This is a genomic window from Winogradskyella sp. PC D3.3, from assembly GCF_054366245.1.
Genome location: NZ_CM135962.1, coordinates 3671541 through 3686566 on the forward strand (window position 1 = coordinate 3671541; position 15026 = coordinate 3686566).

Below are 15026 nucleotides of genomic sequence, written 5' to 3' on the forward strand. Positions count from 1 at the left end.
TTAGCATTACAAAGTTTATTTTTTCGTTATTTTTTCCTCTAATTACCTATAACCATTGATGATAGTTAGAAACATGATTAAACTACTACTGATAAATTTAACAAACAAATACGAACCCGAGATAATTCTGAAAAATTTTTCTAAATTAACACTTACCAAAGCATTTAATTATAGACGGCTTAAGTTTGCAAATTATTAAATTAGATTAATAAATCAGAAAGTACAAAAGAGAGAATTAAGGTTAGTATACACGGTGAAGCCAAGACTTCGACAACATTGATAATCCTCTCTCTTTTTCTACCTAAATTTCGTTCAGTTCTGTGAGACCAAGATCTCGTTTTTAAGTTGTTGAAAGTAAAGTAGAATGTCCTTTCTAAAACTCATTTTTTATGAATAAAGATAAAGAAATTTATGGTATTGACATTAGTAAAAATGTTTTTGATGTGTATTGCGAGTCTATAGGTCATATTCAATTAAATAATGATGAAAAAGGCTTTAAAACACTATTAAAAAAGCTACCTAAAGCAGCTTTGGTAGTTATGGAAGCTACAGGCTATTATCATTACAGGTTAGCTCAGTTTTTAGATAAAAACGAAGTAGCAGTATCAGTAGTAAACCCATTGTCAGTTAAACGCTTTATACAGATGAAATTGGCTAAAGTAAAAACAGATAAGAGTGATGCAAAAGCGATTTGTGAGTATGGAACGATGAACAATTTGCCAATGTACAGTGCCTTGACAGCTATTCAAGCAGAATGTCTACAACTCTTTAGATTGTTGGATAATTATTTAAAGAAACGCACCCAGACCAAGAATAAGAAACATGGCGAGGAAGTCTTAGGTATTCCATCGAAATATGTTTATCAGTCTTTAAAACGAGATTTAAAGCATTTAGACAACGAGATTAAAGGCATAGAATTAAGGTTGTTGGAACTAGTAAAACAAGATCAGCAACACCAATTAACCTTATTAAATAGCATTCCAGGAATAGGCATAAAAACTGCTTTGTTTTTAATAGTTGTAACAGATGGTTTTAAGAAGTTTGAAAGCGCATCACAGCTTTGCAGTTATGTAGGCATTACACCAACAATAAGGGAATCTGGAAGTAGTGTTAGAGGACGCAGTAGGATAAGTAAAGTAGGGAATAAGAAGTTAAGAAACATGTTGTTTTTATGTGCTTTTTCGGCCTGTAAGCATAATAAGGCATGTAGAGAAATCTATGAACGAATAGTAGCCAAAGGGAAGCGCAAAAAACAAGCCTTAATAGCTGTTGCCAATAAGTTATTAAAACAAGCTTTTGCCATTGCAAAAAGTGGTTTGCCTTATGATGAAAACTTTGTTTCTAAATTAGCTTAAAATTGCTTTTTTTTTAACTCAGTTCTTCTTAAAGACATTACTATAAATGGTATTGAAAAACCAATAGAGAAATATGTATCTCACGTTTGGGAAAACATTTCATTCCAAGATTACAAAACTTTATTAAGTAAAAAACCGAACGAAGCTATAAAGCAACACGAAATATTTAATGAATACAACAAAAAGATAAAAGCAAAAAAAGAAGATGATAAATGGAGTAAAATACTAGAAATAGAAAAAGAAAAACTACTCTATTTTATTCTATCATTCAATCAAAAAGTCGTTTTAGTTAAAACAGGGCAAAAGGCAAAAGAAAAACAGTTTCTAGGTTATGAGTTTAGCAATCGTAGAAGGAATGAAGGTATGCACCCAATACAGCGCAGCAAAACCATTGATGAATGTACTCAGCTTTATGATATGAAAAGTTTCATTAACGAAAATAAAGCTAGCACCTATATTTACAGCGCCTTTACAGAAAGTAATTTTGATTTAGATATACCAGAAACCCTACAAAAAAACGTAAGCTATCAAAACTTAATTGATATGCTAACATTTGACCGAGCAGATTTTGAAAAAAATATTTCGCTTTCCATTAAAAAAAAAGTGAAAATTGAAAGTAAGTGGAATGAAGTAAAATTAGGTGATTTAACTCATCTTATGAAAAGAGGTAAATCACCTAAATACGGGAAATCTAATCTTCAAATTATCAAATCAGGTCAAGCTCGGGGTTTTTACACATTTGATTTTAAAGAACGATATTTTGCAAGTGAATCATACTTAATTGATGAAAGAAAACTTCAAAAAGGTGATTTATTGTTGAATTCTTCTGGTGTAGGAACAGCGGGAAGAGTTACTGCGTTCTACCTTGAGGGGGATTTTGTAGCAGATAGTCACATTACAATATTACGTTTTAACCAAAAAATTATTAGTCCTAAATATGCTTTGAATATTTTTGGTATGATTGGTTTTAAAAATATTGAAAAGCTTGCTCTTGGACAAAGCGGACAAATAGAAATGACTTTAGATACTATTTCTAATATTAAAATCCCACTTCCACCATTAGAGATTCAGCAAAAGATAGTTGATGAAATTGAAGTTTTAGAACAACAAAAGGAAACAGCTGTCGAGAAGATTGAGGAATTAAAAAACGATATTCAAAACTGCTATGCTAACAACAAAGGAACTAAAAAGAGACTAGATGAAGTTTGTGAATTAAAAGCTGGTAAATTTGTTAAAGCTGGAGATATCGAAAATATTTCTAAGCCTAATTCATTTCCTTGTTATGGAGGTAATGGTTTAAGAGGTTACACAAAGACTTATACCAATGAAGGATTATTTTCTTTAGTCGGTAGACAAGGAGCATTATGTGGAAATGTTCATTTAGTAAATGGAAAATTTCACGCTACGGAACACGCATTAGTTGCTTATCCAAAAGAAAATGTAAATACATTTTGGTTACATTATAAGTTGGTCTATATGAATTTAAACCAATACGCAACAGGAACTGCACAACCAGGTTTATCTGTAATGAATTTAAACCCAATAGAAATTCTTTTACCAAGCCTAAATGAACAAGAGAAAATTGCTTCTGATATAAAAAAATTAGAAAAACAAATTATGGAATTTGAAAAACAAATTGCTGAAATCCCAAAACAGAAGGAAGCTATATTGAAAAAACATTTAGAATAAAGCCAACGCAACATCTCAATTATGTTTTGTTTCCATTAGGTGTCGAAGAAGATGCCTTTACCAAACAATGGAAAAAGAGAAAGTAATCACATTTAGCTTGTATACTTCCAAACCACCATTAAACATGAAATAATGGCTAAAGTTATCAATAATATAATAATATGGTTGGCGTAGTTTTTAGGCTGCTTCTCTTCCAATAGTTTTTACTTGCAAGATAAATCTTCCAAATTAAAATCAAATAATTCTTTTGGATGGATTTCTAAGCCTTTTGATATCTCCATTACACTGGATAGCATTATGTTTACACGTCCTTTTGCTATTTTACTGATATCACTGGCATCTATATTACAGCCTTGTGAAATTCTTTCATAGCTAAATCCCTTTTGCTCTCTTATAGAGTCAATACGCTTCCCTACTAATATTAAAAAATCTTCTTTATTAAATTCTGAATCCATCATTCATATGGTGAATAGGCAAGCTCTATAGATTCTCGCAAAAAATCATGGGTCTTTAAACCCATGAGTTAATTTTTTTTTTATATTTGTATTTGAAATCATACATTTGCGATCCTTCGTATATAAAAATATTTGAAGCCATCGCTTTGAATCTCACGTTAGAAAACTGGTAATTTTTGCAACGAGATGATAAGTAGATAGGCTCACGTCCCGGGCGTGGGCTCTCTTATCGTTGCACGGTATACCAGTACCTCTGACGTGGTAAGTTGAGTACTACGCCCTATTTTTTCTGAATAGTTTGAAAATTAATAAAACGCTTGGTACTCTACATTAAAAAGGAAATTTTTAAAAGATTTCCTTTTAATACCAATGCAATATGTCTGAAGGCCAAGTACACCCCAAAAATTTGGACGGGTTTAAGTCACTTTTTGAGACCCTCTACCCTTCGCTGTGCTTATTTGCCAACAAATATCTTAATGATATGGATACGGCTAAAGATGTTGTACAAGAGGTATTTATTAAGATCTGGGAACGAGACACGCAATACCCTAATTTTTATGCGATAAAGTCTTTATTATATAAAGCCGTTAGAAACCGTTGTTTGGATTATTTAAAAAGTAAACATTACAGGTGTATAGTTCAGTCTCCAGATTTTGATTTTGACTACATGTTAAGCGATGAATTTTTCTATACCAAATTAACGCTTATAGATACTTATGCCCAGTTAGAGATCGCCATAAAACAACTTCCAAAAAAAAGTGAAGCTGTTATTAGGTTAACGCTAAATGCCTATACCAATGCGGAAATCGCTGAAGAACTCTCTATCAGTAAGAATACCGTTAAATCTCAAAAGCGTATTGCTTATAAAAAGCTAAGGAATGTTCTTGGCAGTCTTATGAATATTTTTTAATTCTTTTTTGCACCCTCCTCTTAACTTTTGTCGTTTTGGTGTTATAATTAAAGGTTTGACATGACAATTTTTAGAGACATATTTATACTCAGCAAGAAGCTATCTAAAGCCCTGCTTGAAAATAAAAGCTTACGAGATTTGGAAGCGTCTGATTTGTTTTCAGATGACGCCAAGACGCATATTATACAACATCTATCTACCAAAGACATTAAAGAAAACTTAGAACTACTTAACCAAATTGATAAGGAGGCTGATTGGAAAAACGTAGCGGAAGGTATCTCTGGCCATAGTAAATTAAAACCTAAAAAGCGTCGTTCTATTTCTACTTTTATGAAAGTGGCTGCCGTGGTTATTCCTTTAGTCTCGTTAACCTATATTGTACATAATAAGCGTACCCAAAGCACAGCTTTAACGATAGACCCGCTACCAATTACAGCAGGAACTGACAAAGCCATTTTAACCCTTGACGATGGTGTAGATATAGCTCTTGAACAGGATAACCAATTTGAAAATAATGTGGTTAAAAGTGATGGCGAGCGCTTAACGTATACCAAAGCCAATATCCCTTCTAAACTAGCTTTTAATTATCTCACAGTACCTAGAGGTGGGCAGTATCAAATTGCATTATCTGATGGCACTTTAGTTTGGTTAAATGCAGACAGTAAACTAAAATATCCTGTAAATTTTGTTGAAGGAGAGCCTCGCATTGTTGAGTTAGTCTATGGCGAGGCTTACTTTGAAGTATCACCCAGTGCCAAGCATCAGGGTAATCATTTTAAAGTGCTCACAAAACAACAAGAGGTGGACGTTCTCGGTACCGTATTTAATATAAAGGCCTACAACGATGAGCCCTTTATGTATACCACCTTGGTTGAGGGCCGCATAACTATTCGTACAGACGACACCTTAGCCCAATTAATCCCCACAGAACAAACCCAAATAGACTTGAGAACAGGCCAGTTGACAAAGTCTATAGTGAATGTGGATTATACTGTGGCTTGGGTAAAGGGCTACTTTAATTTTAAGGATACCTCTTTACAGGACATTATGAAGGTGCTTTCTAGATGGTATGATGTAGATATATCCTTTGAGTCTAATGACCTTAAAGACGTCCGTTTCAGTGGTCTTCTAAATAGAAAACATAATATTAATACTATACTAAACGGAATTAAAAACACAAAATTTATAACTGCTTATGAGATAAAAAACAAGACGATTACAATTAAATAAGAAAAGGGAATAAAGCTACTACCTCCACAGTACTCAGCTAAATTCCCTTTATACACTAACCGGTTTTAAACCAATTAACGCACAAATTTATGCAAATTAAATTTACAAGCATGCATTTCTTTCGATGGAAAGGAATTTCTATGTTCATCATGAAAACTTTATTACTCCTATTCTGCACTACTGTTTTTAGTCTTGCACCAAGCGCTACTTTTTCGCAAAACGAGAAGGTGACCATCGCCTCAGATAAGACTATGACTATTTATGAGGTGTTGGAACTAATAGGGGAACAAACTGAATGTACTTTTATTTACCAGTCTGATATATTTAACGATGTCCCTAACATCCAACTCAAAAGCGGAGTTATTAAGGTGATGACGTTATTATCACAATGTCTTCCAGCTAGGAATTTTAAAATTAACAGCAACAAAGAGCACCTTATAACTATCCGACGCACGTATTCTGAAGATTTGCAAAAGGAACCTATACAAGTGAAAGGAACAATTAAGGATATTAATGGTGTACCCTTAGCAGGAGCCACAATTATAATCAAAGGTACTATGAGAGGCACCACATCAGATTTTGACGGGAATTATGAAATTACGGCAAACTCTGATGATGTATTAATAGTTTCGTACTTGGGTTACAAGTCCATAGAACAACAAATTAATGGGCAAGCCATCATCCCTATTATCCTTCAACCCGATGCCGAAAATCTACAAGAAGTGGTTATTAATGCAGGCTATTATTCGGTAAAGTCAAAAGAGCAAACAGGAAGCATTTCAAGAATTACCTCAAAGGACATTGAAGACCAACCCGTGCCCAATGTTATTGCGACTATGCAGGGACGTATGCCTGGTGTAAATATTGTACAAGAAAGCGGTATTGCAGGTGGTGGATATAGAATCAACATTCGAGGGTTGAACAGTCTTCGAGAAAATGCAAACAACCCACTTTACATTATTGATGGTGTTCCCTATTCTTCCGATCCCATAAGCGATGCCCAAACATCTAGCTCCATTCCAGGAGATGGAAACCCATTAGCAAGCCTAAATCCAGCCGATGTTGAAAGTATCGAAATATTGAAAGATGCAGATGCAACCGCCATTTATGGTTCGAGAGGGGCAAATGGTGTCGTACTTATTACCACAAAAGGCGGGAAAATTGGAAAAACAACATTAACCATCAATTCAACCCATTCCATCGGAACGGTTACAAAAATGATGGACTTAATGCATACGGAACAGTATTTAGATATGCGACGTAAAGCTTTTGCCAACGATGGCATCACTGACTATCCGTTTAATGCCTATGACATAAATGGGACTTGGGATCAAAACAGATATACTGATTGGCAGAAAGTCTTAATAGGTGACACTTCCCATATTAGCGCATTACAGGCATCTGTCACTGGAGGCAACGCGCAAACCAAATATATTTTGAGTAGTTATTATCGGACTGAAAGTAGTGTGTTTCCTGGAGATTTCTTGTATAAAAAAGGTGGTGCACGACTCAATTTCAATCATACATCAACGGATAGAAAATTTAATATAAATTTATCTGGAAGCTATACTCTACAGGACAATGACCTACCCTGGATTGATTTTGTAACACTTTCAAGGCAACTCGCCCCTAATGCTCCAGCCCTATTTGATGATGAGGGGAATCTGAATTGGGAAGATAACACATGGACAAATCCACTTTCAAATTTGGAAAGCAAAAGTTTAGCTACTACCACGGATTTAATAGTGAATACCACAATAGATTATCAGTTAAATGAAATCTCTCATTTAATTCCAGCTTTGGCTTTACGGAACTGCATAATGATGAAAGCCGGTCGATTCCTTCAACCATTTATAGTCCTGCTTACAATTTGGGCAGCCAATACTCTTCAGTTTACATGAATACCTTCAAAAGAAAGTCATGGATTATTGAGCCAAAAGTTAACTGGCAGAAAGACTTTGGCAAATCGCGTTTTACGCTATTAGCAGGAGCAACTTTCCAAAATCAGATTAGCGATAAATTTGTAATTCTTGCCAGTGGATTCTCCAGCAATAGTCTGCTATATGATTTAGCTTCCGCATCAGAAACATTGGTTAGAAACAATGATGAATTAGTTTATAAATATCAAGCGTTCTTTGGCAGAGCCAACTACAGTTATGCAGATAAATACTTTCTGAACATTACGGGAAGACGAGATGGCTCAAGCAGATTTGGACCTGGGAAACAGTTTGCCACATTCGGAGCTGTAGGAGCCGCTTGGCTATTTTCTAAAGAAACTGCTATAGCTGAAAATATGGAGTGGCTATCATTTGGAAAATTAAGAGCTAGTTATGGAGTTACAGGGAGTGACCAAATTGGAGACTATCAATTTTTAAATACGTATACCTCATCAGGTTTCCAGTATGGAGGCAGTAGTGGTTTAATGCCATCACAACTTTATAATGCCAATTTTGGTTGGGAAACCAATAAAAAGTTTGAAGCCTCTTTAGAACTTGGATTTTTAAATGACCGTATGTTACTAACAACGTCATGGTATAAAAATCGCTCTTCAAATCAATTGGTTGGGTTTCCATTACCTGCAACCACTGGATTTTCGTCAATACAAGCGAATCTTGATGCCTCTGTTGAAAACACAGGGTTTGAAGCCACATTGCGATTGGCACCAATTCAAAAAGAGCATTTTTCTTGGGTTGCCAATATCAATTTTACAAAGGCCACAAATAAACTATTATCCTTTCCCGGATTGGAAGAGTCGAGCTATCGTAGTCAATTCATTGTGGGCCAACCTACAACCATACAAAAGCTGTTTAATTTTACAGGAGTCAATCCAGAAACAGGGCTTTATGAATTTGAAGATGTAAATGGAGATGGCGAAATCACCTTTGAAAATGACCGTGAGGCTTTTAGGGATTTCAATCCAGAGTTTTACGGAGGAGTTCTTAACCAATTCAATTATAAGAATTTTCAACTGGATTTTCTATTTCAATTTGTAAAGCAGGAAAATTTCAATTTGGCCAATACACAACGTTTTGCTGGTTTATTAAGCAACCAACCGACTGCTTATATTGATAGTTGGCACCAACCTGGAGACGTAAAGCCTTACCAAATGTTCTCTAATAGTCAAGATGCTAGACAAGCAAGTGATTTTTTTGCTTTGAGTACAGGAGCAGTTAGTGATGCATCTTATATAAGATTCAAAAACATCTCATTGTCCTACAATTTCCCAAGGGAACTACTAAAACATATGGAATGTAGACTGTCTCTACAAGCACAAAACCTTTTGACCATTACATCCTTTAAAGGAGCAGACCCTGAATTCACGCAAGGTGGTACTCTACCGCCATTACGCATTTTTTCAGTAGGTATACAGCTTGCTTTTTAATCTTTAAAATAAAACAAATGAAAAATCAAATCATTACATATTTCAAAAACTTGTTAGCATTATTATTCATAATGCTCGTATCTAATTGCGACGATTTCATTGACGTAGACAGTCCCAATTCACAACTCACGACAGATACTGTTTTTGAGGATGAAACAACAGCAACAGCGGCTATAATTGATATCTATGCTCAAATGAGAGAAAACGGCATCATAACAGGTAGAATTGACGGTTTATCAAGTCTTTTAGGAACATATGCGGACGAACTTGTATCCTTTGAAAATGGGATTTACACAACGGAAAGCTTTTACAACAATTCATTGCTCCCTTCTAGTAATAACGTTTCAAATATCTGGAACGCTAGTTATAGCCAGATTTATGCAGCAAATGCCATTTTAGAAGGTATTGATGATTCCGACACCTTGACCGAAAACGTCAAAAGTCAATTACAGGGTGAAGCTCTTTTTATTAGAGCCTTCTTACATTTTCACCTTGTCAATACCTATGGAGACATCCCCTATGTTGCAACAACCGATTACAATGAGAACAGTACTGTTATCCGAATGCCTATTGAAACGGTTTATCAAGCCATTATATCTGATTTGGAAGTGTCCATAGGATTACTAAACACGCCATATTCCAATTCCGAAAGAACTAGACCCAATAAAAGCACAGCTGAAGCATTTTTGGCAAGAGTTTACCTATATCATGGTGATTTTGAAGCAGCCGAGACTATGACTACATCGGTCATAAATAACACAGAAAATTATGCTTTAGAAGCAAATCTTGATGATGTATTTCTAGCGCATAGCATGTCCACTATTTGGCAGCTTTCTCCTGGTGCAAGTGGGGCAAATACTTATGAAGCCATTACATTTATTTTCTATGAAGGCCCGCCAAATCAAGTTTCATTAAATGACAACCTTATTTCTCAATTTGAAGATAATGACTTAAGAAAAACACACTGGGTTGCAGAAGTAAGCGATGGTGATGAAACTTGGTATCATTCCTACAAATACAAGCTTGACTATTCTACAGGTTCATCTTCAGAAAATTCGATTGTAATGAGACTTGCAGAACAGTATTTAATTCGGTCTGAAGCAAGGGCAATGCTTGGCGATATTACAGGTTCTAAAGAAGATTTAAATCAAGTAAGAAATCGAGCAGGACTACCCAATACGGATGTGAATTCTCAAAATGAATTAATTGAAACAATTCTTCAAGAGCGTAACCTAGAGCTATTCACAGAGTTCGGTCATCGTTTTTTTGATTTGAAACGTTTAGGTAGACTTGACGATACCTTAAGTTTAAAGTCTGGGTGGAATACAAATGACCACTTATGGCCACTTCCATTGACAGAACTTGTTGCAAATCCAAACTTAACCCCACAAAACCCAGGTTATTAAATGAGAGCTACAACTTATAACAATATCATTAAACGCACGAGTCTGAAAAACAAATTTTTTGTGGATAGTACAGGCACGTTAACCATATTACTTCTTTTAATTGCAAACCTAAATCTCTGGAGCCAAACTCAAAAAAAAAGGCCATTAACAGTTTCTGATTATAATCGTTGGGGTACAATGCACAAACACAAAGTATCAGAAGAAGGCCATTGGGTGAGCTTTTTAATGCAATACGATGAAAGCCCTGATACACTTTTGGTAAAGCAAGTTCATGGTAAAAAGACCTTTCGACTTTTAAATACTACAGATGGAGAATTCTGGAATGAGGACAAATTTGCTTTTTTGGACCGTACTAATCTCCTTCATGTAATTGATTTGGATAGCGGTTTTGAAAATACAATTGAAAATGTAAAGAACTTCTCAATTTCCAAAAATGGAAAGTATTTGATAACTGGAGAATTAAAAAAAGGAATTCAGCATTTGGTAATAAGAAATTTGGAGGGTCGGGAATTGGAACGCATTGAAGGTTTACAATATTATAAGATGAATAATTTAAAAGATGCGATGGTGAGCATCATTTCTAAAAATGGTTCAAACAAGGTGCTTATGATGAATCTAGGAGTTAAAATTGGCAAAATACTCATTACTGAAAGTGATGACTTGAAATTTTCGAAACCTGTTTGGAGTAATTCTGATAATTCGATCGCTTTCTTCAATGTAACCTTGGATGAAATTTCGGTAGGTATCAATCACTATGAACTTAAAAATAACAAATTGAGTTATTTTATGCCATCAAAATTTGACAATGAGATTAATGATTATTCATTGAGCGATGTAAACAACACTTTGTTTATTTCACCTGACAATGAGCGCGTTTTTTTTATGATTACGAAAAACACAGACCCTGACACCAAGGCTAATAGTGTACAAATTTGGAATACTAACGACGCTGAAATTTATCCCAAAAAAAAATAGTTGAGAATTTTGTATGCAACACTAAAGTTATGACTTGGATTCCTGAATCCAATAAACTTATGTCGATAACCGATAAAGCATCCCCCTATTGTTTAATAAATCCAACGAGGGATTTTGCTCTTACCTATAACACTCAGGACTTGGGAGCTCAATATAAAATGACCCCTAACGTCAATTATTTTTTAAAAAATCTTAAGACAAATGAAAGTGAGATGTTCCTTGAAAATCAGATCACCACATCAAGGTGGTCCACCTTATCTCCTGGCGGCCGCTATTTTGCCTATATAAAGGATAAGGATTGGTGGGTCTATGACTTTAAGAAGAAGGTTAAATTCATAGTTGCGAGTGAAGCTCTTATACAAACAATAAACAAAGATGATCCTTGGGAAACAACCTACGGTGTGGCTGGATGGGGTTTAAACGATGAATACTTATTGCTATATGATAAATATGATATATGGAAGATACCATTTGATGGCATTAAACCTGTTAGATTGACAAAAGGTAGAGAGAAGAAAGTGGTTTATAGAATTCCAAGATTGAAACAGGAAAAATACGTTGAATTTTATGATGTAGTTGATCAAGTCATTGACACTAAAGGTGAAATTCTATTATCGGCCAAAGGGGAACATCAAACTGGCTACTTTATGTTACAGCCAAACGGGCAACTTAAAAAAATTATTTTTGATGATTATTTCTATGGAAATATTGTTAGGTCGTCTAAAAGCAACACTTATGTTTTTCAATATAGAAGGTACGATAGTCCTCCGGGTTTGATATACTATAATGTTCAAGGAGATTCATTAAATCCATTTTACCAAAGTAACAAACATCATTATGAGTATTTATGGGGTAAACAGGAAATAATTCATTATAAAAACTCAAAGGGTGTTCCACTGAAAGGCATTTTAAATTACCCTGCGGATTATAATCCAAACAAGAAGTATCCTTTGGTCGTATCCATATATGAAGATCAAAACTACCTTAAAAATTATTATATTAATCCGACAGTTTATAATCCAGCTGGGTTAAATGTTACCACCTTGAATGCTCAAGGTTATTTTGTATTGCTTCCTGATATTGTTTACGACGTTGGACACCCTGGTATTTCAGCCACAGATTGTGTAGTGGCGGCTACAAATAAAGTCATAAGCACAGGACTTATTCTTAAAGATAAGATTGCCTTAATGGGACAGTCTTTTGGAGGTTATGAGACTAATTTTATAATTACCCAAACCGATTTATTCAAAACAGCAATTTCAAGTGCTTCTGTTTTTGATTTGACTAGCTTTTATTTATCGATAAGTCAAAATTCAAGTGTACCAGAACATTGGCGATTTGAAAATCAGCAATGGCGTATGGGCAATTCACTATTTGCAAATAGAGATAAGTATAATGAAAATTCTCCTTTGACTTGGGTTGAACAGATACATACTCCAGTTCTAATTTGGACAGGGGAAAACGACACACAAATCAATCCTAATCAAAGTTATGCCATGTATTTGGCCTTACGAAGATTAAATAAAAAAGCAATAATGCTGGTTTATCCTGAAGAATCCCATTCCCTTATTTTTAAAGAAAACCAAAAAGATCTTTATTTTAAAATACAAGAATGGCTGGCCTATTTTCTCAAAGATAAAACTGAAGTTAACTGGGTCCATAAAGGCATGAAATAAGAAATGCAGGCTAAAATAATTATAGCCTGCATTGATTTATCCTAAGAAAGGATTAAGGTCGGTGCGTGAGCAATTCCGAACAATCCGATGTAGGAGATGGCTTTGCATACATTTGATCGAATCCATCTACACAAAGAATTGACCCAATGTTATTACACTTTTTTACGGCCTGACAATTAAATGGGGAAACTCTCTTCCAACCTTGAATATCCGCGGATGTAGTGTTTGAGTTACCATTGACAGAGCCCATAGCACCTGCAGAAGCGAATAAAAACGCTAATACTGGAACAACCATTTTAAATACTGAAGTTTTCATAATATTAAATTTAAATTAATTTATTTGACCTACTCTTTTTTACAGGTTTTCAGTCTTACGCCTGATACTAGCCAGTATATTTTAAATCAGTTTTTATATTTACTTTGGAGTGACTCGCTCAATTTGTACGAAACGAGGTTAGAACCTATCAATACAAACAAATGACTATTAGTTACGATTAAATCGTCTATTTTATCACCGTCTATTTTATATATATAAAAACTCATTACGTAAGTTTTTGTAAGAATGTCGTATACATCAATAACGTTAGCATTCTTCCACATTTTAATTTCGTCGTAACGACCAGGCAGCATGGAATTTACAAACAACAGGTTGTTATGTATAGCACTGATTCTGTTAACTAAAAAGGGAGGGGTTGAAAATTTTCTTTCCTTTCTGCTCTCCACATATTCCATTTTAATTTTTGCACGAGATGTGGTGTCAATAGTATTACCTCTTTTTAATAAGTTTAATTCATAATCCGTGACCGTATATTCGTTACGATAATAGTATAAGTAAACAAGTTTTTCTTGTTTAGAACTATACTGTAAAGTTCCATCAGTATCAAATAAACCATCAATCTGTTTTTGAAGTAAATTTGGTGCCGACTTCTTGACCTGCCCTGTATGAATATCTATAGTAGACAATAAATTCTCTCGTTTCTCGCTTAATGTTCTTATAACAAGTGTTGAAGAGTCAATAACTTCTGCCTTTGTAAATCCTGGAATTTTTGTAGTTTGTAATAAGGCAATGCTATCATTCAAATTTCCTCTAAAAACACACGGAACCGTTCCATCAAAAAGGAAAAAATAAGGTGGTAATACACGTAGTTGAATGTTATGAAAATCAAATAATGTGTCGGTAATTTTAATATTATAATTATTAGCTACAGTAAGCGTCGTATCTAATACAACTATTAATGCAGGTGCTGAATGGTTGCCCAAATACACATTCTTCTCATCTTTTCCAGCAAAATAATAAGAGTTGAATTTTAAATCTTTAACATCAACTCGTTTCGTTGGAAAAGGAGGAAATCTTCGTACGAAATTATTGCGCTTATATATGATATTGTCAGATGCCAAATACAAGCCAAACATAAAAATAGAACTTGTTAAAATTATTGCGAGAACTCTAAAATTAATTTTTCGGTTGTATTTGTATATGACATTTAAAGAACCCCATGCAAGTATAACAAAGATGATATTAAACCAGAGATGAGTTTGCCAACTCATGCTTTCAAGCACTCCTCCACAAGAACAAGGTATGAACGTACTGTAATTTAAAACGATAAAAATATAAAGTGTAAATAGAACCATTAAAACACATGCAAGATGAATTCCAATATTTCTAGTTCTTGAGTAAGACAACAATATTGCTATTAACAATTCAAATGCAATTACTGTATAGGAAATGAATCCAGCAAAGGCACCTAATAAAGGTGATTGACCTAACTGAACTTGAAAATTCTGAAAGTCAATTATTTTACTTACTGCTGCATAAACAAATAATAAAATGTATAGATAACTAACAATTATTGGTAGATTGTTATATATCGATTTATTAAGTTTCATATCATTTGATTTGATATGGTAAAATTCGAAAGATAATTTTATTTTTAAGGTCCAAACTCTT

The 15026-nt window shown here is 34.2% G+C and carries 12 protein-coding genes; 9 read left to right on the forward strand and 3 right to left on the reverse strand.

Going from position 1 to position 15026, the window contains the following annotated elements:
• Window positions 1-389: 389 nt before the first annotated feature.
• A complete protein-coding gene (locus tag ACXGSQ_RS16300) occupies window positions 390-1355 on the forward strand; it encodes an IS110 family RNA-guided transposase (protein WP_458627094.1) in 966 nt (321 codons plus the stop codon).
• Between the two features lie 543 nt (window positions 1356-1898).
• A complete protein-coding gene (locus ACXGSQ_RS16305; protein ID WP_458627208.1) occupies window positions 1899-3044 on the forward strand; it encodes a restriction endonuclease subunit S in 1146 nt (381 codons plus the stop codon).
• Between the two features lie 203 nt (window positions 3045-3247).
• Here ACXGSQ_RS16305 and ACXGSQ_RS16310 read toward each other — a convergent pair whose 3' ends face one another.
• Window positions 3248-3502: a helix-turn-helix domain-containing protein gene (locus tag ACXGSQ_RS16310; RefSeq protein WP_238568459.1), complete on the reverse strand. Its 255-nt coding sequence runs from the start codon at window positions 3500-3502 to the stop codon at window positions 3248-3250.
• 373 nt (window positions 3503-3875) lie between these two features.
• Between ACXGSQ_RS16310 and ACXGSQ_RS16315 the strand changes: the two genes are divergently transcribed.
• The 7 genes from ACXGSQ_RS16315 to ACXGSQ_RS16345 all read left to right on the forward strand — a co-directional run bounded on the left by ACXGSQ_RS16315 (window position 3876) and on the right by ACXGSQ_RS16345 (window position 13078).
• On the forward strand, window positions 3876-4409 hold the full coding sequence (locus ACXGSQ_RS16315) for an RNA polymerase sigma-70 factor (RefSeq protein WP_458627209.1): 534 nt from the start codon (window positions 3876-3878) through the stop codon (window positions 4407-4409).
• A 60-nt stretch (window positions 4410-4469) separates the two neighbouring features.
• Window positions 4470-5639, forward strand: coding sequence for a FecR family protein (locus ACXGSQ_RS16320; RefSeq protein ID WP_458627210.1), 1170 nt, complete (start codon window positions 4470-4472; stop codon window positions 5637-5639).
• Window positions 5640-5788: 149 nt separating this feature from the next.
• The gene (locus ACXGSQ_RS16325) at window positions 5789-7540 is read left to right on the forward strand and encodes a TonB-dependent receptor plug domain-containing protein (RefSeq protein WP_458627211.1); all 1752 of its coding nucleotides are present in this window, start codon (window positions 5789-5791) and stop codon (window positions 7538-7540) included.
• Window positions 7537-9021, forward strand: a complete 1485-nt coding sequence (locus ACXGSQ_RS16330) for a SusC/RagA family TonB-linked outer membrane protein (RefSeq protein ID WP_458627212.1) — start codon at window positions 7537-7539, stop codon at window positions 9019-9021. Before ACXGSQ_RS16325 ends, ACXGSQ_RS16330 begins: the two co-directional genes overlap by 4 nt.
• Before the next feature lie 17 nt (window positions 9022-9038).
• Window positions 9039-10427, forward strand: a complete 1389-nt coding sequence (locus ACXGSQ_RS16335; RefSeq protein ID WP_458627213.1) for a RagB/SusD family nutrient uptake outer membrane protein — start codon at window positions 9039-9041, stop codon at window positions 10425-10427.
• Entirely contained in the window at window positions 10428-11402 is a 975-nt protein-coding gene (locus tag ACXGSQ_RS16340) for a hypothetical protein (RefSeq protein WP_458627214.1), read from the forward strand.
• A gap of 29 nt (window positions 11403-11431) precedes the next feature.
• Entirely contained in the window at window positions 11432-13078 is a 1647-nt protein-coding gene (locus ACXGSQ_RS16345; protein ID WP_458627215.1) for an alpha/beta hydrolase family protein, read from the forward strand.
• A 52-nt stretch (window positions 13079-13130) separates the two neighbouring features.
• On the opposite strand, the gene ACXGSQ_RS16350 is transcribed toward ACXGSQ_RS16345, so the two are convergent.
• Complete coding sequence (locus tag ACXGSQ_RS16350; RefSeq protein ID WP_458627216.1) at window positions 13131-13394, reverse strand: DUF6520 family protein; 264 nt, start codon at window positions 13392-13394, stop codon at window positions 13131-13133.
• A gap of 86 nt (window positions 13395-13480) precedes the next feature.
• Complete coding sequence (locus ACXGSQ_RS16355; protein ID WP_458627217.1) at window positions 13481-14965, reverse strand: MauE/DoxX family redox-associated membrane protein; 1485 nt, start codon at window positions 14963-14965, stop codon at window positions 13481-13483.
• Window positions 14966-15026 lie beyond the last annotated feature (61 nt).